Annotated in this window: 20 protein-coding genes; 14 read left to right on the top strand and 6 right to left on the bottom strand. The window is 71.8% G+C overall.

Annotated features, from left to right (window positions below):
* The 4 genes from F563_RS24750 to F563_RS0107910 are packed head-to-tail and all read right to left on the bottom strand — an operon-like array spanning nt 1 to nt 2431.
* Nucleotides 1–141, bottom strand: a complete 141-nt coding sequence (locus F563_RS24750; protein WP_019014126.1) for a hypothetical protein — start codon at nt 139–141, stop codon at nt 1–3.
* Complete coding sequence (locus F563_RS0107920) at nt 135–1127, bottom strand: glycosyltransferase family 2 protein (RefSeq protein WP_019014125.1); 993 nt, start codon at nt 1125–1127, stop codon at nt 135–137. Before F563_RS0107920 ends, F563_RS24750 begins: the two co-directional genes overlap by 7 nt.
* Nucleotides 1124–1552 carry a GtrA family protein gene (locus F563_RS0107915; protein ID WP_019014124.1) on the bottom strand — a complete coding sequence of 143 codons (429 nt, stop codon included), beginning with the start codon at nt 1550–1552 and terminating at the stop codon, nt 1124–1126. The genes F563_RS0107920 and F563_RS0107915 overlap by 4 nt, the downstream gene beginning before the upstream one ends.
* 42 nt (nt 1553–1594) lie before the next feature.
* Complete coding sequence (locus F563_RS0107910; RefSeq protein WP_019014123.1) at nt 1595–2431, bottom strand: metallophosphoesterase family protein; 837 nt, start codon at nt 2429–2431, stop codon at nt 1595–1597.
* A gap of 94 nt (nt 2432–2525) precedes the next feature.
* Between F563_RS0107910 and selB the strand changes: the two genes are divergently transcribed.
* Nucleotides 2526–4382 carry a selenocysteine-specific translation elongation factor gene (gene selB / locus F563_RS0107905; protein WP_019014122.1) on the top strand — a complete coding sequence of 619 codons (1857 nt, stop codon included), beginning with the start codon at nt 2526–2528 and terminating at the stop codon, nt 4380–4382.
* Here the strand turns inward: selB and F563_RS21975 are convergent.
* Both F563_RS21975 and F563_RS0107895 read right to left on the bottom strand, forming a co-directional pair.
* The gene (locus tag F563_RS21975; RefSeq protein WP_019014121.1) at nt 4364–5473 is read right to left on the bottom strand and encodes an FAD-dependent oxidoreductase; all 1110 of its coding nucleotides are present in this window, start codon (nt 5471–5473) and stop codon (nt 4364–4366) included. The two genes, selB and F563_RS21975, sit on opposite strands and share 19 nt — an antisense overlap.
* Entirely contained in the window at nt 5470–7074 is a 1605-nt protein-coding gene (locus tag F563_RS0107895; RefSeq protein WP_019014120.1) for an ABC transporter substrate-binding protein, read from the bottom strand. Before F563_RS0107895 ends, F563_RS21975 begins: the two co-directional genes overlap by 4 nt.
* A gap of 72 nt (nt 7075–7146) precedes the next feature.
* On the opposite strand from F563_RS0107895, the gene F563_RS25555 reads away from it, so the two are divergent.
* The 13 genes from F563_RS25555 (at nt 7147) to F563_RS0107830 (ending at nt 24182) form a co-directional block, all read left to right on the top strand.
* Entirely contained in the window at nt 7147–7905 is a 759-nt protein-coding gene (locus tag F563_RS25555) for an SDR family NAD(P)-dependent oxidoreductase (protein WP_019014119.1), read from the top strand.
* A 16-nt stretch (nt 7906–7921) separates the two neighbouring features.
* Nucleotides 7922–8785 carry an NAD(P)-dependent oxidoreductase gene (locus F563_RS0107885; RefSeq protein ID WP_019014118.1) on the top strand — a complete coding sequence of 288 codons (864 nt, stop codon included), beginning with the start codon at nt 7922–7924 and terminating at the stop codon, nt 8783–8785.
* Nucleotides 8778–10319 (top strand): aldehyde dehydrogenase family protein, encoded by a 1542-nt coding sequence (locus F563_RS0107880; RefSeq protein ID WP_019014117.1) that lies wholly within the window; start codon nt 8778–8780, stop codon nt 10317–10319. The genes F563_RS0107885 and F563_RS0107880 overlap by 8 nt, the downstream gene beginning before the upstream one ends.
* Nucleotides 10320–10398: 79 nt before the next feature.
* Nucleotides 10399–11982 carry an ABC transporter substrate-binding protein gene (locus F563_RS0107875; protein ID WP_019014116.1) on the top strand — a complete coding sequence of 528 codons (1584 nt, stop codon included), beginning with the start codon at nt 10399–10401 and terminating at the stop codon, nt 11980–11982.
* Nucleotide 11983: 1 nt separating this feature from the next.
* On the top strand, nt 11984–13573 hold the full coding sequence (locus F563_RS0107870; RefSeq protein WP_019014115.1) for an ABC transporter substrate-binding protein: 1590 nt from the start codon (nt 11984–11986) through the stop codon (nt 13571–13573).
* Between the two features lie 81 nt (nt 13574–13654).
* Nucleotides 13655–15232, top strand: coding sequence for an ABC transporter substrate-binding protein (locus tag F563_RS0107865; protein ID WP_051089352.1), 1578 nt, complete (start codon nt 13655–13657; stop codon nt 15230–15232).
* A gap of 206 nt (nt 15233–15438) precedes the next feature.
* Complete coding sequence (locus tag F563_RS0107860) at nt 15439–17037, top strand: ABC transporter substrate-binding protein (RefSeq protein ID WP_026299415.1); 1599 nt, start codon at nt 15439–15441, stop codon at nt 17035–17037.
* Between the two features lie 24 nt (nt 17038–17061).
* The gene (locus F563_RS0107855) at nt 17062–18651 is read left to right on the top strand and encodes an ABC transporter substrate-binding protein (protein ID WP_035574919.1); all 1590 of its coding nucleotides are present in this window, start codon (nt 17062–17064) and stop codon (nt 18649–18651) included.
* Nucleotides 18652–18687: 36 nt separating this feature from the next.
* Nucleotides 18688–20286, top strand: a complete 1599-nt coding sequence (locus tag F563_RS0107850; RefSeq protein WP_019014111.1) for an ABC transporter substrate-binding protein — start codon at nt 18688–18690, stop codon at nt 20284–20286.
* Nucleotides 20287–20311: 25 nt separating this feature from the next.
* Nucleotides 20312–21253: an ABC transporter permease gene (locus F563_RS0107845; RefSeq protein ID WP_019014110.1), complete on the top strand. Its 942-nt coding sequence runs from the start codon at nt 20312–20314 to the stop codon at nt 21251–21253.
* Entirely contained in the window at nt 21250–22149 is a 900-nt protein-coding gene (locus tag F563_RS0107840; protein WP_019014109.1) for an ABC transporter permease, read from the top strand. Before F563_RS0107845 ends, F563_RS0107840 begins: the two co-directional genes overlap by 4 nt.
* Before the next feature lie 12 nt (nt 22150–22161).
* Nucleotides 22162–23160, top strand: a complete 999-nt coding sequence (locus F563_RS0107835) for an ABC transporter ATP-binding protein (protein ID WP_019014108.1) — start codon at nt 22162–22164, stop codon at nt 23158–23160.
* A complete protein-coding gene (locus tag F563_RS0107830) occupies nt 23157–24182 on the top strand; it encodes an ABC transporter ATP-binding protein (protein ID WP_019014107.1) in 1026 nt (341 codons plus the stop codon). The genes F563_RS0107835 and F563_RS0107830 overlap by 4 nt, the downstream gene beginning before the upstream one ends.
* Nucleotides 24183–24224: the final 42 nt, after the last annotated feature.

The following is a 24224-nucleotide window of genomic DNA, read 5'->3' as shown; positions in this document are numbered from 1 at the left end:
TCACTGCTCGCGGAACGCAGGCGGGAAACTGTCGAGCAGCGACTGGGTGATGTACTGCCAGAAAGTCCGCTCGCCGACCAGGATCATTGCCTCGACGGGCATCCCGGGCGTCAGCGCCGCGCCGATCGGCGGCGTCAGCACGGCACGGCAGGCCCTCCGTCGCCCAGTGAGAGCGGGCCGGGGATCGCCAGATAGGCGATCCTCTTCGCCTCCTTCCGCCCGCGCGTCACCGTGTCGAGGATCAGCCCGCAGGCGAGCGAGAGGAACGACAGCAGCACGAGACCGAGCGAGAGCACCGCCGTCGGCAGGCGCGGGACGAGACCCGTTTCCAGGTAGGTCAGCAGCACCGGCACGAACAGGCCGAGCCCGGTGAGCAGCAGCGCAAGGGCGGCGAGCCCGAAGAACGGCAGCGGCCGCTCCTCCTTCACCAGCACCAGGATGGTGCGCAGGATGCGCACCCCGTCGCGGATGGTGTTGAGCTTGCTCGCCGAGCCGGGCGGGCGCTCCTTGTAGGCGGTCGGCACCTCGCCGATCGGCATGCCGAGTTCGAGCGCGTGCACGGTGAACTCCGTTTCGGTCTCGAACCCGCCGGCCAGCGCGGGGAAGCTCTTGACGAAGCGGCGTGAGAACACGCGGTAGCCCGACAGCATGTCGCTGACGCGGTTGCCGAACACGCCCGCGACCAGGCCGGTCAGCACGCGATTGCCGAAGCGGTGCCCGGGGCGATAGGCCGCCTCGCCGCCGCCACGGCGTGCGCCCGTCACCATGTCGAGACCCTGCGCGCGGAGCAGCGCCACCATGCCCGGCGCGGCGGCCGCCTCGTAGGTGTCGTCGCCATCGACCAGCACGTAGATGTCGGCCTCCACGTCGGCGAACATCCGCCGCACCACGTTGCCCTTGCCCTGGAGCGTCTCGTTGCGCACGACGGCGCCGGCGGCGCGTGCCACCTCGACGGTGCGGTCGGTCGAGTTGTTGTCGTAGACGTGGATCGCCGCCTCGGGCAGCGCGGCGCGGAAATCCGCCACCACTTTGCCGATCGCGGCCTCCTCGTTGAAGCACGGGATCAGCACGGCGATGCGTGGCGCGACAGCGGCTGCGGTGAGGCTCTGCGGCGTCGGGACGGTCATCGCGCGCCCTCGCGGAACACCAGGAACCGCGCGGCGAGGAAGTTCACCGTCATGCCGGCGAGCGAGCCGGCCGCGACCGCGATCACCGGCTCGGCGCGCGCGACGGCGAGCGTCGCGATCAGCGCCGCATAGGTGCCGCGGTTGAGCGCGAAGCCGGCCAGTTGCGTGACCACGAAGCGCAGCCACTGCCGCCCGGCCTGCTGCGTGCGCGCCTCGGGGAAGGTGAAGTGGCGGTTGAGGAACCAGGTCGTGGTCGCGGCGGTCAGGTAGGCGAGCGCGCCGGCCGAGTAGAGGTCGAGGCCGAAGCGGAAATGCGCGAGATAGACCGTCGCCGTATCGACCAGGAAGCCGATCGTGCCGACCACGCCGAAGCGCAGCATCTGCGCGGCCAGCGGCAGCCGCTCGGCGATCGGGGCATCCGTCATGCCGCGTGCCTGCCAGCGGGTCGCGGCAGGATCAGGGCGGCGTCACGACCCCGCGGCGGCGGGGGCGGGCGGGTAGATCTCATCGATCATGTCGTCGAGCACGAGGTGCCGGGAGTCCGGGATCGCGATCACCTCGGTCTCGACGCTGTCCTCGCGGAACACGTGGCGCATCACGCCGAGGCGCCGGTCGCCGCCGCGCGCATCCGCCATCAGCTTGCCGCCCAGGGTGAACGAGGTCGCCGGGCACCACGCCACCGTGGCCGGGCCGTGCGTGGTCAGCCGGGCGATGTGCAGGTGCCCCGAGGCGACCAGCCGCAGGTTCGGATGATCGAGCAGACGGCGCACCGGCGCGCGGACATCCGGCGGCACGGCCCAGTACCCGACCGGCCCCTCCTCGACGGCATCGAGGAACATCGGCTTGTGCAGGAACACCGCGAGCCGGCGCGGCCCGAGTGTGGCGATCACCTCCTCGATCACCGCGCGCTGCGCCTCGTCGCCGCCGTCGCCGGCGCCGATCACCTGGCTGTTCAGCCCGAGCAGGCGCCAGCCGGGCCGGTCCTCGGTCCAGACGCACGGGCCGAAATGCCGCTCGTGCCGGGCGATCCGCGCCGCGGTCGGCGGCTGGGTGGCCGCGCCGAGATCGCCGACATCGTGATTGCCCGGCACCACCCGCAGCGGCGCGGGCAGGTCAGCGAGCCCTGCCGCGGCCATCGCGCAGTCGGCCTCCATGTCGGCGCCGTCCAGCGTCGCGTCCCCCGTATGGACGATGAGATCGGGCGAAAGCCGCGGCAGCAGGGCGCGTGCGGCCTCCCAGTTCGCGTTGAAATGGGTGATGCGCGGCGAGACATGGCTGTCCGAGATCTGGACGACGCTGAACATGGTGCTCCTGAGCGTTGGGACCCGGCGGGGCTATACCATCCCCGGGTCGCGGCGGAAGGATGGCGCGGATGGCACGCTTGGGTGAGGTTGCGGTGTGATCCTCGGCACAGCGGGGCATGTTGACCACGGCAAGACCACGCTGGTGCGCGCGCTCACCGGGGTCGAGACCGACCGGCTGGCGGAGGAGCGCCGGCGCGGCATGACCATCGATCTCGGCTTCGCCTATGCGGGGGAGGACGAGGCAAGGGTCGGCATCGTGGACGTGCCCGGACACGAACGCTTCCTCGCCACGATGGTGGCCGGTGTGAGCGGGATCGCGGCGGTGCTGTTCTGCGTCGCCGCCGACGAGGGGCCGCGGCCGCAGACGCATGAACACCTGCGCGTGCTCGACCTGCTCGGCGTGGCGCGCGGGATCGTCGTGCTGACCCGGGCGGACCGGGCCGAGCCCGCGCGGATCGCGGCGGTCGCCGAGGAGATGCGGGCACTGCTCGCCGGCACGGGGCTGGCTGGTGCGCCGATCCTGGCGGTCTCGGCCGTGACGGGCGAGGGGATCGACGCGCTCCGGACCGCGATCGCGGCGCTGCGCCAACCGGTCCCGGCGCCGCGCGGTGCGGCGCGGCTGGCGGTGGACCGCGCCTTCGTGATCGACGGCGCCGGCGTGGTGGCGGCGGGGCTTCTCTCCGCCGGACGGCTGGCGGTGGGCGACGCGGTGGTGGTCTCGCCCGCCGGCATCCCGGCGCGGGTGCGCGGCCTGCGCGCGAACGACCGGCCGGTGGAGGCGGCCCTCGCCGGCGCGCGGGTCGCGGTCAATCTCGCCGGCGAGGGAATCGCCGCCGGCGTGGTCGCGCGCGGCGACTGGATCGTCGCGCCCCGGCTGCATGTGCCGACCCTGCGGCTCGACGCGCGGCTGGTCGGGCTGGCCGGCCGGCTGCCGCGCGCCGGGACGCTCCACGCGGGCGCTGCCCATGTGTCGGTCCGGCTCGAAGCGCTCGGCGAGGGGTTGGCGGCGCTGCTGCTGGGCCGGGCGCTGCCGCTGCTCGCCGGCGATCGCGTGTTGCTGCGCGGCCCGGAGGGCGCGGTGCTCTGCGGCGGCGTGGTGCTGGACCCGGCGCCGCCCGCGCGCGACCGGCGCGCGCCCGCGCGGCTCGCGCAGCTCGACGCCTTGGGCCTGCCGAACGCCCAGGCGGCCGCCGCCCTGCTCGCGCTCCCCCCTGGCTGGGTCGATGCCGACGCATTCGCGCGGGCGCGCAACCTCGACGATTCCGAGGCGCTTTGGCGTGACCTTGGGGCGGTGCGCCTCGGCCGCTGGGCGGTCGCGCCGCCGGCCTGGACGGCGCTGGCCGTGGCGATCGAGACGGCGCTCGCCGCGCATCACGCCGCCCAGCCCGAGTCGCCCGGGCTCGGCGCGGCGGCGCTGCGGGCTGCCCTGCCCAACCGCCCGCCGCCCGACCTGCTGGAGGCAACGCTCGACCGCTTCGCCGTGGAGGGGCGGATCGCGCGCGCGGGGCCGCTCTGGCGGCTGCCGGACCACGCGCCGTCGCTCGCCCCGGCCGAGCGCGTGCGCGCGGATGCGCTCCTCGGCCCCCTTGTCGCGGCGGCCCTTCGCCCCCGCGCTGCCCATGACCTCGCCGCGGAAGCCGGGATCGAGGCCCGGACAGCGCTCGCCACGCTGCGCCGCCTCGCCCGGCTCGGCGAGGCGGTGGAGGTCGCACCGGGCCGCTTCCTCGCCGGCACGGTGCTGCCGACCCTCGCCGCAGCGCTGCTCGCCGCGCGGGATTCCGATGGGCTGGTACGCCCCGGCCCGTTCCGCGACGCCGCGAGGTGCGGGCGGAACATGGCGATCGTGCTGCTCGAATGGCTGGATCGGATCGGTGTGACGGTCCGCCGCGGCGAGGCGCGCGTGGTGCGCGCGGATCGGCTCGGCCGGCTCGGTCAGGCCGCGCGCGCGTAGGCCGCTGCCTCGCCGGCGATCCAGCGCAGCGGCGCCTCGTCGCCCGCAAGCGCGGATGCGAGCCCTTCGCCGAGCAGGGCGGCGAACTTGAAGGCGTGGCCCGAACACCCGGTGATCGCGACCGCCCGGCCCGAGCGGGCGATGCGGAAGCACTGGTCCGTGGCATTCGCGTAGAAGCAGATGCGCGCCTCAAGGAGGCGGTAGGCGTGGTGATCCACCAGGCGCTCGCGCCACGCGGCGAGCACGGGCGGACCGTCCTCCGGGCAGGGGGTGCGCGGCGTGTCGGGATCGCCCGGCGCGTTCAGCGCGCCGCAGCCGAGCTTCAGCCGCCGCCCGGCGACCGGTGGGGCGGCGTACATGCCGCGCGGTCCGCCCATGTCGAGCAGGATCGGCGCTTGCCGCCACGCCTCCGCAAGCGAGGCCGGTGGCTCTGCATAGACCACCACCTGCCGCAGCGGGGTCAGGCCCTCGCCGACCCAGGGCGCGAGCCGGCTGGTCCAGGCGCCGGCGGCGACGAGAACGGCATCGCCGTCGACCCTCCGGCCGTCCGCCAATGCGACGCGCGCGGCGGCGGGATCGACCGTGCGGGCCGGGGTCTCGGCGAGGAAGGCCGCACCGGCCGCCTGCGCGAGTGCCGCGAACCCGGCGGTGATCCGGTCGGCGAACAGCGCCCCGCCCTCGGTCCAGAGCCCGAACCGCGCGTCGTCCACCCGCAGGAACGGGCAGCGCGCGGCCACCTCGTCGGGTGTCATGACCCGATGCGGCAGGCCAAGGCCGGCGAGCGAGGCGCGCGACCGGTCGGTCCAGTCGCCCACGGCGGTCGAGAGCGCGAGGCAGCCGGTCTCGGCATAGTGCCGCTCGCCCAGCGCGGCCCAGACCCGTTCCCATGCCGCCATGGCCGGCGCCATCAGCTGCGCGTAGCCGTGCTGGTCGCCGTAGGGCAGGCGGCAGAGCCGATGCTCGTCCCAGCTCGCGCCGGTAGGGTTCGGGATCGGTCCTGCCTCGACCACCGTGACCGCGTGGCCCGCGCGCGCGAGCTGCCAGGCGGCCGCGAGGCCGACCACGCCGGCGCCGACGACGACGGTCTTCACTGCACGCGGACGAAGCGGAGATCGAGCACGTCGTCGGGGCGCTGGCGCAGCGTCACGCCCTCGCGCATGCCCCAGGCGAGCGCCTGCTGGTGCAGCGGGATGTAGGCGTAGCGGTCGATCATCACGCGCCAGGCGGCGGCGAAGTGCACCCGGCGCCTGGCCGGATCGAGTTCGGTACGCGCCGCGGCGATCGCCTCGTCGGCCTCGCGGTCGCAGAACCCGCCGTGGTTGAACTGGCCCTGGCCGCGGATGGTCGGCCAGCCGCGCGCGCGCGCCGTCTCCTCGCGGCACATCAGCAGGCCGAACAGCGTCGAGAAGCTGTCATAGGTCGGCGGCGTGGTGCCCAGCATGTAGAACGAGACGTCGCGGCGCTGGGCGCGGCCGAAATATTGCGCCGCCGGCTCGGCCGTGAGCGTCACGCGGATGCCGATCCGCGCCAGCATCTGCGCGACCGCCTGGCAGATCTGCTCGTCATTGACGTAGCGGTTGTTCGGGCAGTGCATGCCGAGTTCGAACCCCTCGGCGTAGCCCGCCTCGGCCATCAGCACACGGGCGCGGGCAAGGTCGAAGGCGGGGCGGCGCGCGTTCTGCGCCGCGTCGAACCCCTCGATGCCGGGGCCGTTCAGCAGCGCGGTCGGCGTCGCCCGCCCGCGCATCAGCCGTGCACGGATCGCCTCGATGTCGATCGCGCGGTACATCGCCTCGCGCACCCTGACATCGGCAAGCGGGTTCTTCCCCTTCACGGACGAGTAGCGCAGTTCCTCGCTCGACTGGTCCATGCCGAGGAAGATCGTGCGCAGGTCCAGCCCCTCCATGACGCGGATCCCCGGCGCGGCCGAGACGCGCGCGATGTCCTGCACGGGGATCGGCCAGGCGAGATCGACCTGGCCGGAGAGCAGGGCGGCCACGCGCGTCGGGTCGGAGCCGACCGGCTGCAGGACCACCTCGCGGAGATTGCCCTCCATCCGGTCCCACCAGGCATCGTTGCGGATGAGTACCGTGCGCTCGCCCGGCGCGTAGCTTTGCAGCCGGAACGGGCCGGTCCCGTTCGCGTGGCGCGCGGCATGGTTCTCGCGCCGCGCGCGGATATCGACCGGCTCCTCGGCCCCGTTCGCCTCGGCCCAGCGCTTCGACAGGATCAGGATGTTCGTGAGGTCGGCGAGCAGGGTCGGCGCCGGCCCGTCGGTCTCGATCTCGACCGTGTGCGGATCGACCGCGTTCACCGCCTTGATCGAGGCGGCCCGCGCGAGCATCGCGGAGCCCGGCTTGCGCACCCGCTCCAGGCTGAACACGACATCCGCGGCGGTGAAGGGCTCGCCCTCGTGGAACGTGACGTTGCGGCGCAGGTGGAAGCGCCAGAGCGTGTCGGTCACCCGCTCCCAGCGCTCGGCAAGCCCGGGTTCGAGCGCGAGATCGGGCAGGCGGCGCACCAGCGGCTCGTTGATGTGCGCGAGGAACGCCGTGGTGAAGGTCTCGTTCATCGCGTAGGGGTCCATCGAGACGACGTCACCCTGGTAGGCGATGCGCAGTGTCTGGGCGGAGGGCGCGCGGTCCGCGAGCGGCGAGACCGCGAGCAGGAGGGCGAGGGCGAGGCGTCGCATGGAGGCAGCTCCGTGGGAGACCAGGAGAGTGCCCGGCTGTTGTGTGCGCCGCAACATCCCTACCATGCATCCATGAGCGATCGACCCAGAACCATCCTGATCACGGGCGCGGCGACCGGCATCGGTGCGGCGACCGCGCGGAGACTGGCCGCGCCCGGCGTGGCGCTGGCGCTGCACACGCGACGCAATGAGGCCGCGCTCGCCGCGGTGGCCGGGCAGGCGCGCGCGGCCGGGGCGGCGGTCGAGATCATGCTCGGCGATCTCGGCGAGCCGGGAATTCCGGCCGCGCTGATCGCGCGTGTGGTCGCCGCGTTCGGCGGGCTCGACGCGCTGGTCGCGAATGCCGGCTTCGCCGACCGCACGCCCTGGGGCGAGCTCGACGAGGCCGTGCTCGCCCGTTCGCACGCGCCGATCGCGACCGGGTTCTTCGGCCTCGCGACCGCCGCGCTCCCGCTGCTCGACGGCGCAAGGGCCGGGCGGATCGTCGCGGTCAGTTCCTTCGTCGCGCACGTCTTCCGCCCGCGCGTGCCGATGTTCCCGGCCTCGGCCGCCGCGAAGGCGGCCGTCGAGGCGATGGTGAAGTCGCTCGCGATCATCCTCGCCCCGCGCGGGGTGACGGCGAATGCGGTGTGTCCCGGCTTCATCCGCAAGGACGCGGGCGCGCATGCGGCACTTGCCGCCGGTGCCTCCAGCGCCGCCGAGGCCGAGATCCCGCTCGGCCGCAAGGGCGAGCCGGCGGAGGTCGCGGCCGCGATCGCCTTCCTGCTCTCGCCCGAGGCGGGCTACATCACCGGCCAGGTGCTGCACGTGGACGGCGGGCTCTGCATCTAGCCGCAGGAGACATTGCATGCAGGTGGCGGTGATCGGGCTCGGCGCGATGGGGCTCGCGATGGCCGAGCGGCTCGCCGAGCGCGGCGAGGCGGTGCAGGGCTGGGACCGCGATCCGGCGCGGCGCAAGGCGGCCGAGGCGGCCGGGCTCGCGGTCGCCGAGGATGCCGCCACGGGCGCGGAGGTGGTGATCCTGTCCCTGCCCAACGACGACGCCGTGCGCGCGGTCGCAGCGACGCTGCCCGCCGCCGGGATGATGGCCGATGGCGTGGTGGTGGACACCTCCACGGTCGCGCCCGAGACGCCGCGCGCGCTCGCCCCCGGCTTCTCGGCCACGGGGCTGGCGTGGCTCGACGCGCCGGTCTCGGGCGGGCCGCACGGCGCGCGCGCCGGCAAACTGACGATGATGGTCGGCGGCGAGGCGGAGGCGCTTGCGCGCGCGATGCCGGCGCTGGAGGCGATCGCCGCCAAGGTGGTGCATGTCGGCGCGTCGGGTGCGGGGGCGGTCGCGAAGCTCGCCAACAACCTGCTGGTGGCGGCCCATCTGCTGACCGCGGCCGAGGCGCTCAGGCTCGCGCGCCGGGCGGGGGTGGAGGCCGAGGCGGCGCTCGCCGTGATCAACGGCGCCTCGGGCCGCAGCGCCGCGACCGAGGTGAACTTCCCGCGCTGGATCCTGCCCGGAAGCTTCGATTCCGGCTTCACCGCCGGGCTGATGCGCAAGGATGTGCGTCTCGCGCTCGAACTTGCCGAGCGCGTCGGCGGCACCGGCACGCTGATGGAGGAGGTCGGCCGGCTCTGGATGCGGGCGAGCGCGGTGCCGGACGGCGCGGATTTCAACCGCGTCGCCGCCGAGCTCTGGCAGGCGGAGGCGGGCGATGCATGACGCGCCGGCGCTCTCCGCGCGCGCCGCGACCGAGCGCGCCTTCGCCACGCTGCTGGGTGCGGGCGCGCCCGGGTCCTGGATCGACGGCGCGCTCGTTCCCGGCGAGGGCGAGCCGGTCACGCTCATCGATCCCGCCACCGGCGAGACCATCCTCACCTACCGCGATGCCGGCCCGCGCGTCGCCGCGCACGCCGCCGAGACCGCTTCGCGCGGCTTCCGCGCCTGGGCGGCGCTGGCGCCGGCGGCGCGCGGCCGCGCGCTCTGGGCCTGGGGCGAGGCGGTGGCGCGGCACGCCGAGCCGCTCGCGACCCTGGAAGCCGCGACCAGCGGCAAGCCGGTGCGCGACTGCGCCCGCGAGGTCGCCGCGGTGGCCGACATGCTGCGCTACTGGGCCGGCTGGACCGACAAGCTGGAGGGCCGGGTCATCCCCGTGCCGACCTCGCATCACGTGACGGTGCGGCACGAGCCGCAGGGCGTCGTGCTGGCGATCACGCCCTGGAACGCGCCGCTGTTCACCGCCGGCTGGAACGTGGCCCCCATCCTGGCTGCCGGGAACGCCTGCATCCTCAAGCCCTCGGAACTGACGCCGCTGACCAGCCTGGCGTTCGGCGCGCTGGCCGAGGGGGCGGGCGTGCCGCGCGGCGTCGTCTCGGTGGTGCCGGGCTACGGGCCGGGCACCGGTGCGGCGCTGCTCGGGGACGCGCGGGTGGACATGGTGACCTTCGTCGGCTCGCCAGAGGCGGGTGCGGTGATCGGTGCCGCAGCCGCGCGGCGCGGGATTCCATGCGTGCTGGAGCTCGGCGGCAAGAGCGCGAACATCGTCTTCGCCGACGCCGATCTCGACGCCGCCGTGCGGGGCGCCCAGGCGGCGATCTTCGCCGGGTGCGGCCAGTCCTGTGTCGCCGGGTCACGGCTGCTGGTCGAGCGGTCGATCCATGACCGGTTCGTCGCCGGCGTGGCCGAGGGGGCGACTCGCATCCGCCTCGGCCTACCGCTCGACCCGGCGACCGAGATGGGGCCGATCGCGAACGCGCGCCAGCACGCCAAGGTGACGGCGATGGTGGCCGAGGGCGTGGCCTCCGGGGCGAGACTCGCGTCCGGTGGGACGGCTCCCGCCGGGGTTCCCGCCGGCGGGTTCTGGCTCGCGCCGACGCTGCTCGCCGGGGTGTCCCCATCCGCCACGATCGCGCAGGAGGAGGTGTTCGGCCCGGTGCTCGCCGCGATCCCATTCGACGACGAGGCCGAGGCGATCCGGCTCGCCAACGACACGCGGTTCGGCCTCGCCGGCGCGGTCTGGACGCGCGATGTCGGCCGCGCGCACCGGGTCGCGGCCGCCGTGCGGGCGGGCACGTTCTGGGTCAACGGCTACCGCACCATCCATGTCTCGGTGCCGTTCGGCGGCTTCGGGGCCTCGGGCCACGGACGCTCCTCCGGGGTCGAGGCGCTGCTCGCCTACACGCGCACCAAGGCGGTGTGGATCGAAACCGCCGACCCGCCGCCCGTCGCGTTCGGCTACGGCCCGGCTCGGCCGTGATCGCGGCTTCTGGACAGCACCTCGGCGGACGCGCGATGCTCGCGGGCAGACCCGCAACGGGCTAGGGAGACACGAAACGATGAGGCGACGCACATTTCTTGGCGCGGCGGCGGCGACGGTCGCGGCACCCGCGCTGGTCGAGGGCCAGGCGGCGCGGACGCTGAAGTTCATTCCGCACGCCAACCTGACGGTGATGGATCCGATCTGGACCACCGCGTACGTCACCCGCAACAGCGGCTTCCTGGTGTGGGACACGCTCTACGGGCTCGATGACCAGTACAAGGCCCAGCCGCAGATGGTCGAGGGCCACACGGTCGAGGACGGCGACCGCCGCTGGACCTTCACGCTGCGCGAGGGGCTGAGGTTCCACGACGGGGAGCCGGTGCGGGCGCGCGACTGCGTGGCCTCGCTCGCGCGCTGGGCCAAGCGCGATCCGATGGGCGCGCGGCTGGCGTCGCTGACCGACGAGATGAAGGCGCTCGACGACCGGCGCTTCGAGATCCGCCTGAAGCGACCCTTCGGCCTGATGCTGGACTCGCTCTCCAAGCCGACCAGCAACGTGCCGTTCATCATGCCGGAACGGATCGCCGAGACCGATGCGTTCACCCAGATCCGCCCCGAGCAGATGATCGGCAGCGGGCCGTTCACCTTCAAGCGCGACGAGCTCGTCTCGGGCAGCCGTGTCGTCTACGAGAAGTTCGCCGGCTACGTGCCCCGTCCCTCCGGGCAGCCCTCGGGCACGGCCGGGCCGAAGGTCGTGCATTTCGATCGCGTCGAGTGGCACATCATCCCCGACTTCGCGACCGCCGGCGCGGCGCTGCAATCGGGCGAGATCGACTGGTGGGAGATCGCCACGGCCGACCTGATCCCGGTTCTCGAACGGAATCGGAACATCAACGTGATGCTGCCCGATCCGCTCGGTTCGATCTCGGTGATGCGGCCGAACCATCTGCATCCGCCGATGAACAACCCGAAGTTCCGCCAGGCGCTGGTGCGGGCGGTCAACCAGGCCGACTACATGACGGCCGTGATGGGCACCGATCCGAAATACTGGAAGACCGGTGTCGGCGCCTTCACGCCCGGCACGCCGCTCGCGAACACCGCCGGCATGGAGGCGTTCGCCAACAACATCGACCTCGCCAAGCGGATGATCGCCGAGAGCGGCTACAACGGCGAGCGCATCGTCCTGCTCGCCACCACCGACATCGCCAGCCTCCAGGCGCTGAGCCAGGTGGCGGGCGATATGTTCCGCCGCCTGGGCGTGAACATCGACTTCCAATCGATGGACTGGGGCACTGTGGTGCAGCGCCGCGCGCGCCAGGAGCCGATTGAGCAGGGCGGCTGGAGCGTGTTCTGCACCAACTGGGGCGGGCTTGATCATCTCAACCCGGCCGGGCACCATATGCTGCGTGGTCAGGGCCGGCAGGGCTTCATCGGCTGGCCGGAGAGCGCCAAGCTCGAACAGCTGCGCGAGGACTGGTTCGAGGCGCCCGACCTCGAGAGCCAGCAGCGCATCGCAGCCGAGCTGCAGAAGCAGATGTTCGAGGACGTGCCCTACATCCCGCTCGGCCAGTTCTTCCAGCCGCTCGCGCATCGCCGCTCGGTCACCGGCGTGATGCAGCCGGGCGGCATTCCCGTGTTCTGGAACGTCAGGAGGGTCTGACATGCTCCGTCGCCGCACCGCCTTGCAGGGGGCCGCCGCGCTCGCCGCCGCACCGCTGGGCGCGCCGGCGCTCGCGCAGGGCGATGCGGCGCGGGTGCTGAAATACATTCCGCAGGCGGACGTCACCATCCTCGACCCGATGGTGACGACCGCCTACCCGACGCGTGACCACGGCCACATGGTCTGGGACACGCTCTACGGCGTGGACGAGCAGCTCCGCCCGCACCCGCAGCTCGCCGAGGGACATGTCGTCGAGGAGGACGGCAAGCGCTGGGTGTTCACGCTGCGCCAGGGGCCCACCTTCCACGACGGCGAGATGGTGCGGGCCAAGGACGCGGTCGCCTCGATCCGGCGCTGGATGACGCGCGACGCGCACGGCCAGGCGCTCGCGCAGCGTCTGGCCGAGATCCGCGCGCTCGATGACCGCCGCTTCGAGATCCGGCTGAACCGCCCGTTCGGGCCGATGCTGGATGCGCTCGGCAAGCCCTCGTCGTATCCGTGCTTCGTCATGCCGGAGCGGCTGGCGCAGACCGATTCCGCGACCGCGATCCCCGAGGTGATCGGCTCGGGCCCGTACCGGCTCGTGCCCGAGGAACGCGTGGTCGGCAGCCGGATCGTGTACCGCCGCTATGACCGCTACGTGCCGCGCGAGGGCACGCCGAGCATGACCTCGGGGCCGAAACACGCGCATTTCGAGCGCATGGAGTGGCACATCATCACCGATGCCGCGACCTCGGCCGCGGCGCTGCAGACCGGCGAGATCGACTGGTGGTCGGCGGTGCCGAACGATCTCCGCCCGGTGCTGCAGCGCAACCGCGACGTTGTGGTGGATGTGGTGGACACCTCCGGCCTGGTCGCCTCGCTGCGGCCCAATCACCTGCATCCGCCCTTCGACGATCCGGCGAAGCGGCGCGCGCTGCTGCCGGCGATCAACCAGGCCGACTTCATGCAGTCGATCATGGGGCCCGACCGGACGCTCTGGCGCGACGGCGTCGGCTGCTTCCCGGTGAACTCGCCGATGGCGAACGACGAGGGCATCGGCGTGCTGACCGGTCCGCGCGACACCGAGGCGGCGAAGCGCGCGTTGCTGGCCGCCGGCTATCGGGGCGAGACGGTGGTGTTCCTCGACCCCGCCAACATCGTCAACAACTTCAACCTCACCCAGGTCGCGATCGACATGATGCGCAAATGCGGCCTGACGGTGGACGACGCGACCATGGACTGGGGCACGCTGCTCCAGCGCCGGGCGCGCAAGGAGCCGCCGGGCCAGGGCGGATGGAATGCGCTGATCGCGCTGTTCGCCGGCATCGACTTCAACTCGCCGGCGGGCCACCTGCTGCTGCGCGCCAACGGCGACGGCGCGTGGTTCGGCTGGCCGACGAGCGCCGCGCTGGAGGCGCTGCGCGACGAATGGTTCGAGGCGCCGACGGCGGAGGCGCAGAGGGCGATCGGCCGGCGCATCCAGGCGCAGTTCTGGCAGGACCTGCCCTATTGGCCGATCGGCCAGTACTTCGTCTCCTCGGCCTGGCGCCGGTCGCTCACCGGCGTGCTCAAGGGGATGGTGCTGCCGCTCAACGTGCGCCGCGCGTAACCGTCCGGGTCGCGCAGAACCCATTGCGGTGGGCTCGGCGCTCGGGCACCGTCCGCGCCAACCAAACCGGCGTGGAGTGCCATGAAGCGTCGAACCTTGATGCAGGCGGGGCTGGCGGCGCTGGCCGCGCCGGCGCTCGCGCAGCCCGCGCGCACGATCCGCTTCGTGCCGCATGCCAGCCTGGCCGTGCTCGATCCGGTCGCCTCCTCGGCCTATGTCACGCGCAACCACGGCTTCCTGGTCTGGGACACGCTCTACGGCATCGACGCGCAGTATCGGGCGCAGCCGCAGATGGTGGCCGGGCACGGTGTCGAGGATGGCGGGCTGCGCTGGACCTTCACCCTGCGCGAAGGGCTCCGCTTCCACGATGGCGAGCCGGTCCGCGCGGCCGATTGCGTCGCCTCGATCCGCCGCTGGGGCGCGCGCGACGCGATGGGCGGGCGGGTGCTGGCGCTCGCCGAGGAGATCGCCGCCCTCGATGACCGCCGCTTCGCGATCCGGCTGAGGCGCCCCTTCGCGATGCTGGCCGATGCGCTGGCCAAGCCGGGCAGCATCGCCTGCTTCGTGATGCCCGAGCGCATCGCGTCCGCCGATCCGATGCGGCCGTTCGGCCCGGGCGAGGTGGTCGGCTCGGGTCCGTTCCGCTTCCGTGCGGACGAGTTCGTGCTCGGTGCGCGCGTCGTCTATGAGCGCTTCGACGGCTACGTCCCGCGCGCCGAGGGCGAGGCTTCCTTCACCGCGGGCCCGAAGCGGGTGCTGGTGGATCGCGTCGAGTGGCAGATCATTCCCGATCCGGCGACCGCGGCGGCAGCCCTGCGCGCGGGTGAGGTCGCGTGGTGGGAGCGCACGACCGCCGATCTGCATCCGATGCTCGCGCGCGAACGCGACGTTGTCGTGACGATCCCGGACACGCTCGGCTTCATCGCCACGTTCCGGCCCAACCACCTCCAGCCGCCTTTCGACAACCCCCGGCTCAGGCGCGCGCTGCTGCCGGCGGTGAACCAGGCGGATTTCGGCGCCGCGATCGCGGGGACGGATGCGCGGTTCTGGCGCACCGGAGTGGGCGTGTTCGCGCCGGGCACGCCGCTTGCGACCGAGGCGGGGCTGGAGGCGATGCGCTTCGACCTCGACCGCGCGCGCCGGCTGGTGGCCGAGAGCGGCTATGCGGGCGAGCCCGTGGTGCTGCTCGCCGCGACCGACGTGCCAGCGACCGCGGCGATGAGCGAGGTCGGCGCGGACATGCTGCGCAAGGCCGGGCTCACCGTGGACTACCAGACCATGGACTGGGCGAGCGTGGTGCGCCGGCTCGGCTCGCGCGAGCCGCCCGCGCGCGGCGGCTGGAGTGGCTACTTCTCCTCCTGGGCCGGGCTCGACCACATCAACCCTGCCGGCCACCTCCTGCTGCGCGGCAATGGAAGCGCGGGTTTCATCGGCTGGCCCGAGAGCCCGCGCATCGAGGCGCTGCGGGAGGCGTGGTTCGAGGCGACGAGCCTGGAGGAGCAGCGCCGGATCGCCGCCGATCTCCAGCGCCAGGCGATGGAGGATGTCCCCTACATCCCGCTCGGCCAGTACTTCCTGCCGATGGCGCATCGCCGCACGCTCTCGGGCGCGATGCAGCCGGGCGGGATCCCGCTCTTCTGGGGCGTCTCGATCGGCTGAGGCACGACCGCGCGCCGGTCCGCAAGCCGTGATGTCCCGGCGGCGACGCCTCGCGCTACCCTCTTGCGGTCGCGCGCGCGGGCGCTAGGCTGCCCCCGACGGCCGTCGGTGGCGCACGCGGGCTGCGACGGCGTTTCGACCGCGGACCGCGTGCGTTTGGGAGACGCCGGTCCCGGTTGCAACCGCAGGGAGAGCGGAGGGACCGAATGAAGCGACGGACGTTTATCGGGGCGGCAGCCGGCATGACGGCTGCGGCAGCGACAGGGCTTTCGGCACCGGCCCTCGGGCAGGGGGCGGCGGCGCGCACGCTGCGGTTCGTGCCGCAGGCCAATCTGGCCAATTTCGACCCGATCTGGGGCACGCAATACGTCGTGCGCAACGGCTCGGCGCTGGTCTGGGACACGCTCTACGGCGTGAACAGCCGGCTCGAGCCCAAGCGCCAGATGGTCGAGGGCGAGGAGCACGACGCGGAGTTCAAGGTCTGGACCTTCCGGCTGCGCGCGGGTCTGAAGTTCCACGACGGCGAGCCGGTGCTGTCGAAGGACGTTGTCCAGAGCCTGATCCGCTGGATGCCGCGCGATCCGATGGGGCAGCTCATCCGGGCGCGGCTCGACGCCATCGAGGCGGTGGACGATCGCACCTTCCGCATCCGGCTCAAGTCGCCGTTCCCGAAGATGATCTTCGCACTCGGCAAGAACAACACGCCGATGTCCTTCATCATGCCGGAGCGGATCGCCAAGACGGATCCGTTCCAGCAGATCACCGAGATCGTCGGCTCCGGGCCGATGCGCTTCAAGCGCGACGAGTGGGTGCCGGGTTCGCGCGCGGTGTTCGAGAGGTTCGCGGACTACGTGCCGCGCGAGGAGGCGCCGGACTGGCTCTCGGGCGGCAAGCGCATGCTGGTCGACCGGATCGAGTGGCACATCCTGCCGGACGCGGCCACCGCGGCGGCCGCGCTGCAGAACGGCGAGGTGGACTGGTGGGAGACGCCGCTGCCCGACCTGATCCCGGTGCTGCGCCGCAACCGCAACATCGAGGTCGACATCGCCGATCCGCTCGGCAACATCGGCAGCTTCCGGCTGAACCATCTGCATCCGCCGTTCAATGACGTGCGCGCGCGACGGGCGATCCAGATGGCGCTCAACCAGGAAGACTACATGCGCGCGATCGTCGGCTCGGACGACAACCTCTGGAAGCGGCTGCCGTCGTTCTTCACGCCCGGCACGCCCGCCTACACCGAGGCGGGCGGCGAGGTCCTGAAGGGACCGCGCGACATCGCAGGGGCGAAGCGGCTGCTCGCCGAGGCCGGCTACAACGGCCAGCCGATCACGGTGCTGGTCGCGCAGGACCAGGCGCCGCTCAAGGCGATGGGCGAGGTGACCAACGCGCTGTTGCGCAGCCTCGGCATGAACGTCGATTTCGTCGCCACCGACTGGGGCACGGTCGGCCAGCGGCGCGCGTCGAAGGCACCGCCAGGCCAGGGCGGGTGGCACATCTTCCATACCTGGCATGCGGGGGCCGACTGCATCGCGCCCGCCTCCTACAACGCGATCCGCGGCAACGGCGACGGCGCCTGGTTCGGCTGGCCGACCAGCGAGGCGACCGAGGCCGCGGTCGCGAAGTGGCTGGAGGCGGCTACGCCCGAGCAGGAGAAGGCGGCCTACGAGGAGATCAACCGTGCGGCGATGACGGACGTGGTCTACATCCCCAACGGATTCTATCTCGGCTACCAGGCCTGGCGGCGGAACGTGACGGGCATCCAGAAGGGCCCGCTTCCGTTCTTCTGGGGCGTGGCGAAGAGCTGATCGGACAGGCACGGGGAGGTTCGCATGCGACGCAGGACGTTCATGGGCACGGCGGCCGCGACCACGGTCGCGCTCGCCGCACCGAGGGTGCATGGTCAGGCGACGGCCGCACGCACCTTGCGGATCGTGCCGCAGGCGAACCTCACCAGCCTCGATCCGGTCTGGACCACCGCCACGATCACCCGCACGCACAGCTTCCTGGTCTACGACACCATCCTGGCGGTCGATTCCAACTTCCAGGTCAAGCCGCAGCTGGCCGATGGCTGGCAGATCGAGGATGACGGCAGGACCTACATCTTCACGCTGCGCGACGGGCAGCGCTTCCACAACGGCGAGCCCGTGCGCGCGCAGGACTGTGTGGCCAGCATCAAGCGCTGGTGGGCGCGCGACGGCTTCGGCCAGGAGATCGCCAAGCGCCACGACAGCATCGAGGCGCTGGACGACAAGCGCTTCCGCATCAAGCTGCAGCGGCCGTTCTCGCACCTGCTGTCGGCGATCGCCAAGCCGAACGCGAGCCCGTGCTTCGTGATGCCCGAGAGTGTCGCGAACACCGATCCGTTCACCGCCATCACCTCCTTTGTCGGATCGGGCCCGTACCGGTTCCTGCCCGATGAGTGGAACCCGGGCTCGCGTGTCGCCTACGCGAAGTTCGACGGCTACGTGCCGCGCCAGGAGCCGCCGGACTGGACCGCGGGGGGGAAGCTCGCCAACGCCGAGCGGATGGAGTGGCACATCATCACCGACCCGGCGACCGCGGGTGCGGCGCTGCAATCGGGCGAGGTGGATTTCTGGGAACTGCCGCTGCACGACCTGCTGCCGGTGCTGGCGCGCAACCGCAACATCGAGGTGGTGAACCGCGATCCGATCGGCACCGTCGGCATGATGCGGCTCAACCACCTGCATCCGCCGTTCGACAACCCCGAGATCCGCCGCGCGCTGCTGCTCGCGGTCAACCAGGAGGACTATCTCAAGGCGGTGGTCGGCGATGATCCGTCGATGTTCTCCACCAGCTATTCCTACTGGTCGAACGGCAGCCCGATGCATACGGAAGCCGGCGCCGACGCGCTCAAGGTGCGCAGCATCGAACGCGCGCGCGCGGCCCTGCAGTCGGCGGGCTACAGCGGGCAGAAGGTCGTGCAGTTGCACGCGAGCGACTTCCCGACGATCGCCGCACAGAGCCAGGTGACGGCGGATCTTTTGCGCCGGCTCGGGATGAACCTCGAGTTCGTCGCGACCGACTGGGGCACCGTGGTGCAGCGGCGCGCGAGCCGCGAGCCTTCGGACCGCGGCGGCTGGAACGTGTTCCACACGACCTGGGCGGGACCCGACTGGTTCGACCCGGCCGCGGCCGTGGGGATGCGCACCAACGGCCTCAATGCCTGGTTCGGCTGGCCGACGAGCGAGAAGATCGAGGCGCTGCGCGATGCCTGGTTCGATGCGCCGAACCTCGCCGAGCAGAAGCGCATCGCCACCGAGATCCAGGTGGAGGCATTCCAGGTCGTGCCGCATGTGCCGCTCGGGCATTTCCTCTCGCCCTCGGCGATGCGGCGCAACGTCACCGGCCTGATCAAGAGCCCGGTGGTGCTGTTCTACAACATGGCCAAGACGGCCTGAGCGACGGAGCGGGCGACGACGCGGGACGGAACCACGGTGATCGGACGGCGCGCCGCGGCCGGGCTGACCGCGGCGGCCCTCGCCGCAACCACGCTCGCCGCGCCGGCGGTGCGGGCGCAGGGTTCGCCTGCGCGAACGCTGCGTTTCGCGCCGCATGCGCCGCTCGCCAATCTCGATCCGATCTGGGGCACGCAGTACGTCGTCCGCAACGCCGCGATGCTGGTCTGGGACACGCTGTACGGCATCGACAGTCGGCTGGAACCGAAGCCGCAGATGGCCGAGGCGCACGAGATCTCGGACGATCGGCTGGCCTGGACCATCCGTCTGCGCAGCGGCCTGCGCTTCCATGACGGCGAGCCGGTGCGCGGGGCGGATGTGGTGGCGAGCCTGGAGCGCTGGATGGTCCGCGACCCCATGGGGCAGGCGATCCGTGCGCTTCGCGAGGAGCTGAGCGCCCTCGACGACCGTACCGTCCGGCTGCGCCTCTCAGCCCCCTATCCGCGGCTGTTGCAGGCGCTCGGCGCGATCGGCGCGCCCTGCGCCTTCATCATGCCCGAGCGGATCGCGCGCACCGATCCGTTCACGCAGATCGACGAGGTGATCGGCTCCGGGCCGATGCGGTTCCGCAAGGACGAATGGGATCCTGGCGCGCGCGCAACCTTCGAGCGGTTCGAGCGCTACGAGCCGCGCGACGAGCCGGCCGACTGGATCGCGGGGGGCAAGCGGATCGCCTTCGACCGGATCGAGTGGATCGCGCGGCCGGATCCGGCGGCGACCGTCGCCGCGTTGCAGAGCGGCGAGCTCGACTGGTGGGAGCAGGTCGCGCCGGACCACGCGCCGGTGCTGCGGCGCAACCGGCAGATCGGCCTCGACATCGCCGATCCGCTCGGCAACATCGGCAGCCTGCGCTTCAATCATCTGCACCCGCCGTTCAACGATGTGCGCGCCCGGCGCGCGATCGCGATGGTGGTCGATCAGGCCGACTACATGCGCGCCGTGGTCGGCGACGATGACGTGCTCTGGCGCCGCGCGCCCTCGTTCTTCACCCCCGAGACGCCGCTCTATTCGGATGCCGGCGGCGAGATCCTGTCGGGGCCGCGCGACCACGACGTGGCGCGCCGCCTGCTGGCCGAGAGCGGCTATGACGGGCAGCCGATCACGCTGCTGGTCGCGGAGGATGTCGCGCCGCTGAAGGCGATGGGGCAGGTCACGCACCGGCTGCTGCGCGAGCTCGGCTGCGTCGTCGACTATGTCGCGACCGACTGGGGCACGGTGGCGCGCCGCCGTGCCGTGCGGGCACCGCCGGCCGAGGGCGGCTGGAACATCTTCCACACCTGGCACGCGGGCGTGGACTGCGCGAGCCCGGCGGGCTACACGGCGCTGCGCACCAACGGCGACGGCGCGTGGTTCGGCTGGCCCAACGATCCCGGCATCGAGCGGCTGCGCGAGGCCTGGTTCGCCGCCGCGACGCCGGCCGAGGAGCGGGCGGCGGTCGCGGAGCTGAACCGCGCCTCGATGGCGTTCATGACCTGGGTTCCAACCGGGCTGTTCATGGCCTATCAGGCGTGGCGTCGGAGCGTCAGCGGCATCGTCAAGGCGCCGCTGCCGCTGTTCTGGGGCGTGGCGAAGGCCTGAGGCGCAGGGGAGCACTGGATCAGCGATGTTGGCCTATATCGCACGGCGGATCCTCTCCACCATTCCGGTGATGCTGGTGGTGGCTTTTGTCGTGTTCTCGATGCTGATCCTCTCGCCGGGCGACCCGGCGGCGGTGATCGCGGGCGATCAGGCGACTCCCGAGGATGTCGAGCGCATTCGCGCCGCCCTCGGGCTCGACCGGCCGTTCTTCGTGCAGTTCGCCGAGTTCCTCTGGCGGCTGGTGAACTTCGATCTCGGCACGTCGATCTTCACGAACCTGCCGGTCACGCACATGATCGCGCAGCGCATCGAGCCGACGGTGGCGCTGATGGTGCTGACCATCCTCTTCTCGGTGACGATCGCGGTGCCGATGGGCGTGATCGCGGCCTGGAAGGCCGGGAGCTGGATCGACCGCGCGGTGATGGTGTTCGCCGTGCTCGGCTTCTCGGTGCCGGTGTTCGTGATCGGCTATCTGCTCGCCTACATCTTCGCGCTCGAACTCGACTGGCTGCCGGTGCAGGGCTACACCCCGATCGCGCGCGGTTTCTGGCCCTTCCTCGAGAACCTGATCCTGCCGACGATCGCGCTCGGCTCGGTCTATATCGCGCTGATCGCGCGCATCACCCGCGCGACCATGCTCGAGGTGCTGGCGCAGGACTACATTCGCACGGCGAAGGCCAAGGGGCTGGGCACCCGCCCGATCCTTTTCCTGCACGCCCTGAAGAACGCCGCGGTGCCGATCAGCACGGTCGTCGGCATCGGCATTGCGCTCCTGATCGGGGGCGCGGTCGTGACGGAGAGCGTGTTCGCGATCCCCGGCCTCGGCCGGCTGACCGTCGATGCGATCCTGCGGCGCGACTACCCGGTGATCCAGGGCGTGGTGCTGCTGTTCAGCTTCGTCTACGTGCTGGTGAACCTGATGATCGACCTGCTCTACACCGTGTTCGACCCGAGGATCCGCTATTGAGCCCCGACACGGCCGTCGCGGCCGCTCCCGCCCAGGTCGAGATCTTCGCGCCCGAGAAGCGGCGCGGCCGGATCCGCACCTTCATCCGCCGCCACCCGGCGATCGCCTTCGGCGGCGCGCTGCTGTTCCTGATGGTGCTCGCGGCCGTGTTCGCGCCGCTGCTCTCCAGCATCGACCCGCAGGCGCTGGCACCGGCGCGGCGCGTGCGGCACCCTTCGGCCGAGTACTGGTTCGGCACCGACATGCTGGGGCGCGACGTCTATACGCGTGTGATCTACGGCACACGCGTCTCGCTGATCGTCGGCTTCGCGGTGGCGATCCTCGCCTCCCTGCTCGGCCTGATCATCGGCCTGATCTCGGGCTTCATCCGCGTGCTCGACGGCGTGATCATGCGCGTGATGGACGGGTTGATGTCGATCCCGCCGATCCTGCTCGCGATCGCGCTGATGGCGGCGACGCGGGGGTCGGTGCAGAACGTGATCATCGCCATCACGATCGCCGAGATCCCGCGGGTCTCGCGCCTGGTGCGCAGCGTCGTGCTGTCCCTGCGCGAGCAGCCCTATGTCGAGGCGGCGATCGCGGCCGGCACCACCACCCCGCGCATCATCGTGCGCCACATCCTGCCCAACACGCTGGCGCCGCTCACCGTGCAGGCGACCTATATCTGCGCCTCGGCGATGATCACCGAGGCGATCCTGTCCTTCATCGGCGCCGGGACGCCGCCGATCATCCCGTCCTGGGGCAACATCATGGCCGAGGGCCGCGCGCTCTGGCAGGTGGCGCCCTACATCGTGTTCTTCCCCGCGCTGTTCCTGTCGCTGACGGTGCTGTCGGTGAACCTGCTCGGCGACGGGTTGCGCGACGCGCTCGATCCGCGCCTCGCGAAGCGCATCTGAGGGGAGGGGGCGATGGCTGAGCGTCTGCTCGAGGTCGAGGACCTGCGCACGCATTTCCGCACCATCGACGGCACGGTGCGCGCGGTGGACGGCGTCTCGTTCCACATCGCGAGCGGCGAGACGCTGGCGGTCGTGGGCGAGTCCGGCTGCGGCAAGTCGGTCACCTCGATGTCGATCCTGCGGCTCATCCAGGAGCCGCCGGGGAAGATCACCGGCTCGGTGCGGTTCAAGGGCCGCGACCTGCTCAAGCTCTCCGAGAAGGAGATGCGCGACATCCGCGGCAACGAGATCAGCATGATCTTCCAGGAGCCGATGACGTCGCTCAATCCGGTGCTGACGGTCGGGCGGCAGATCGGCGAGACGCTGAAGCTGCACCAGGGCATGGACGACAAGGCGGCCGAGGCGCGCGCGATCGAGATGCTGGAGCTCGTGCACATCCCCGAGGCGCGGCGGCGGGTGAAGGAGTATCCGCACCAGCTCTCGGGCGGGATGCGCCAGCGCGTGATGATCGCCATGGCGCTCGCCTGCAACCCGCAACTGCTGATCGCCGACGAGCCGACCACCGCGCTCGACGTGACGATCCAGGCGCAGATCCTGGAGCTGATGGGCGAACTGAAGTCGAAGGTCGGCGCGGCGATCCTGCTGATCACGCACGATCTCGGCGTGGTTGCCGAGATGGCGGAGCGGATCGTCGTCATGTACGCGGGGCGGAAGGTCGAGGAGGCGCGCGCCGCCGACCTGTTCGGCAGCCCGCGTCATCCCTACACCCAGGGTCTGCTCGGTGCGGTGCCGAAGCTCGGCTCGTCGCTGGAGGGTCGCGGGCGCACCCGCCTCTCCGAGATTCCCGGCATCGTGCCGAACCTGAAGAGGCCGATCGAGGGCTGCGCCTTCGCCTCGCGCTGCCCGAACGTCACCGACCTCTGCCGCAAGGTGGCGCCGGGCGTCGAGCTGAAGGCGCCCGGGCATTTCGTCGCCTGCCACCACGCGCCGCGCGAGGCGATCGCCGCATGACACAAGCTCCCGCCAAGCCCGCAGCGCGGCCGCTGCTGGAGGTCAACGACCTCAAGAAGCACTTCCCGATCCGATCCGGTTTCCTCTCCGGCATCTCCGGCTACGTCTATGCCGTGGATGGCGTGTCGTTCTCGATCAACCGCGGCGAGACGCTGTCGCTCGTGGGCGAATCCGGGTGCGGCAAGTCGACCGTCGGACGCACGGTGCTGCGCCTGATCGAGCCGACGGCCGGCCAGGTGCTGCTCGACGGCGAACGGATCGACGACCTGCCGGCGCGCCGGCTCAGGCCCCTGCGCCGGCGCATGCAGGTGGTGTTCCAGGACCCGTTCTCCTCGCTCAACCCGCGGCTCAAGGTGCGCGACATCCTGGCCGAACCGATCACGAATTTCGGCCTCGCCACCTCCAAGGGCGAGCTCGACGATCGGCTCGCCGACCTGATGGACAAGGTGCGCCTGCCGCGCGACGCGATGAACCGGTTCCCGCACGAGTTCTCGGGCGGGCAGCGCCAGCGCATCGGCATCGCGCGCGCCCTCGCCCCGGGCTCGGACCTGATCATCTGCGACGAGGCGGTCTCGGCGCTCGACGTCTCGGTGAAGGCGCAGATCGTCAACCTGCTGTCCGACCTCCAGGACGAGCTCGGCGTGTCGCTGCTGTTCATCAGCCACGACCTCGCGATCGTCGAGCACATCACCCACCGGGTCGCCGTGATGTATCTCGGCAAGATCGTCGAGATCGCCGACAAGAAGACGCTGTTCGCCGCCCCCAAGCACCCCTACACCGAGGCGCTGCTCTCGGCGGTGCCGGTGCCGGACCCGACCACCAAGCGGAACCGCATCATCCTGAAGGGCGACGTGCCGAGCCCGATCCGCCCGCCCTCGGGCTGCCGCTTCCACACCCGCTGCCCGCACGCCTTCGACCGCTGCAAGGTCGAGGAGCCGACGCTGAAGGTGGTGGCGCCCGGCCAGTTCGCCGCCTGCCACCTGCACGATCCCGCGGTGCAGCCGGTCGCGCGAGCGGCTTGACGACACGGCTCGGGGGTGGCGACACTCCCGGCCGGAACGGAC

This window comes from Elioraea tepidiphila DSM 17972 (assembly GCF_000378465.1).
Classification (GTDB): Bacteria; Pseudomonadota; Alphaproteobacteria; order Acetobacterales; family Acetobacteraceae; genus Elioraea; species Elioraea tepidiphila.
Note: the sequence above shows the minus strand (reverse complement) of the source record. Positions and strands in the feature narration are given on the sequence as shown.

Coding starts and splice junctions, on each gene's coding strand:
- F563_RS0107920 (WP_019014125.1), bottom strand. CDS start 1,127: ATGACCGTCCCGACGCCGCAGAGCCTCACCGCAGCCGCTGTCGCGCCA.
- F563_RS0107915 (WP_019014124.1), bottom strand. CDS start 1,552: ATGACGGATGCCCCGATCGCCGAGCGGCTGCCGCTGGCCGCGCAGATG.
- F563_RS0107910 (WP_019014123.1), bottom strand. CDS start 2,431: ATGTTCAGCGTCGTCCAGATCTCGGACAGCCATGTCTCGCCGCGCATC.
- F563_RS0107895 (WP_019014120.1), bottom strand. CDS start 7,074: ATGCGACGCCTCGCCCTCGCCCTCCTGCTCGCGGTCTCGCCGCTCGCG.
- F563_RS25555 (WP_019014119.1), top strand. CDS start 7,147: ATGAGCGATCGACCCAGAACCATCCTGATCACGGGCGCGGCGACCGGC.
- F563_RS0107885 (WP_019014118.1), top strand. CDS start 7,922: ATGCAGGTGGCGGTGATCGGGCTCGGCGCGATGGGGCTCGCGATGGCC.
- F563_RS0107880 (WP_019014117.1), top strand. CDS start 8,778: ATGCATGACGCGCCGGCGCTCTCCGCGCGCGCCGCGACCGAGCGCGCC.
- F563_RS0107875 (WP_019014116.1), top strand. CDS start 10,399: ATGAGGCGACGCACATTTCTTGGCGCGGCGGCGGCGACGGTCGCGGCA.
- F563_RS0107870 (WP_019014115.1), top strand. CDS start 11,984: ATGCTCCGTCGCCGCACCGCCTTGCAGGGGGCCGCCGCGCTCGCCGCC.
- F563_RS0107865 (WP_051089352.1), top strand. CDS start 13,655: ATGAAGCGTCGAACCTTGATGCAGGCGGGGCTGGCGGCGCTGGCCGCG.
- F563_RS0107860 (WP_026299415.1), top strand. CDS start 15,439: ATGAAGCGACGGACGTTTATCGGGGCGGCAGCCGGCATGACGGCTGCG.
- F563_RS0107855 (WP_035574919.1), top strand. CDS start 17,062: ATGCGACGCAGGACGTTCATGGGCACGGCGGCCGCGACCACGGTCGCG.
- F563_RS0107845 (WP_019014110.1), top strand. CDS start 20,312: ATGTTGGCCTATATCGCACGGCGGATCCTCTCCACCATTCCGGTGATG.
- F563_RS0107835 (WP_019014108.1), top strand. CDS start 22,162: ATGGCTGAGCGTCTGCTCGAGGTCGAGGACCTGCGCACGCATTTCCGC.
- F563_RS0107830 (WP_019014107.1), top strand. CDS start 23,157: ATGACACAAGCTCCCGCCAAGCCCGCAGCGCGGCCGCTGCTGGAGGTC.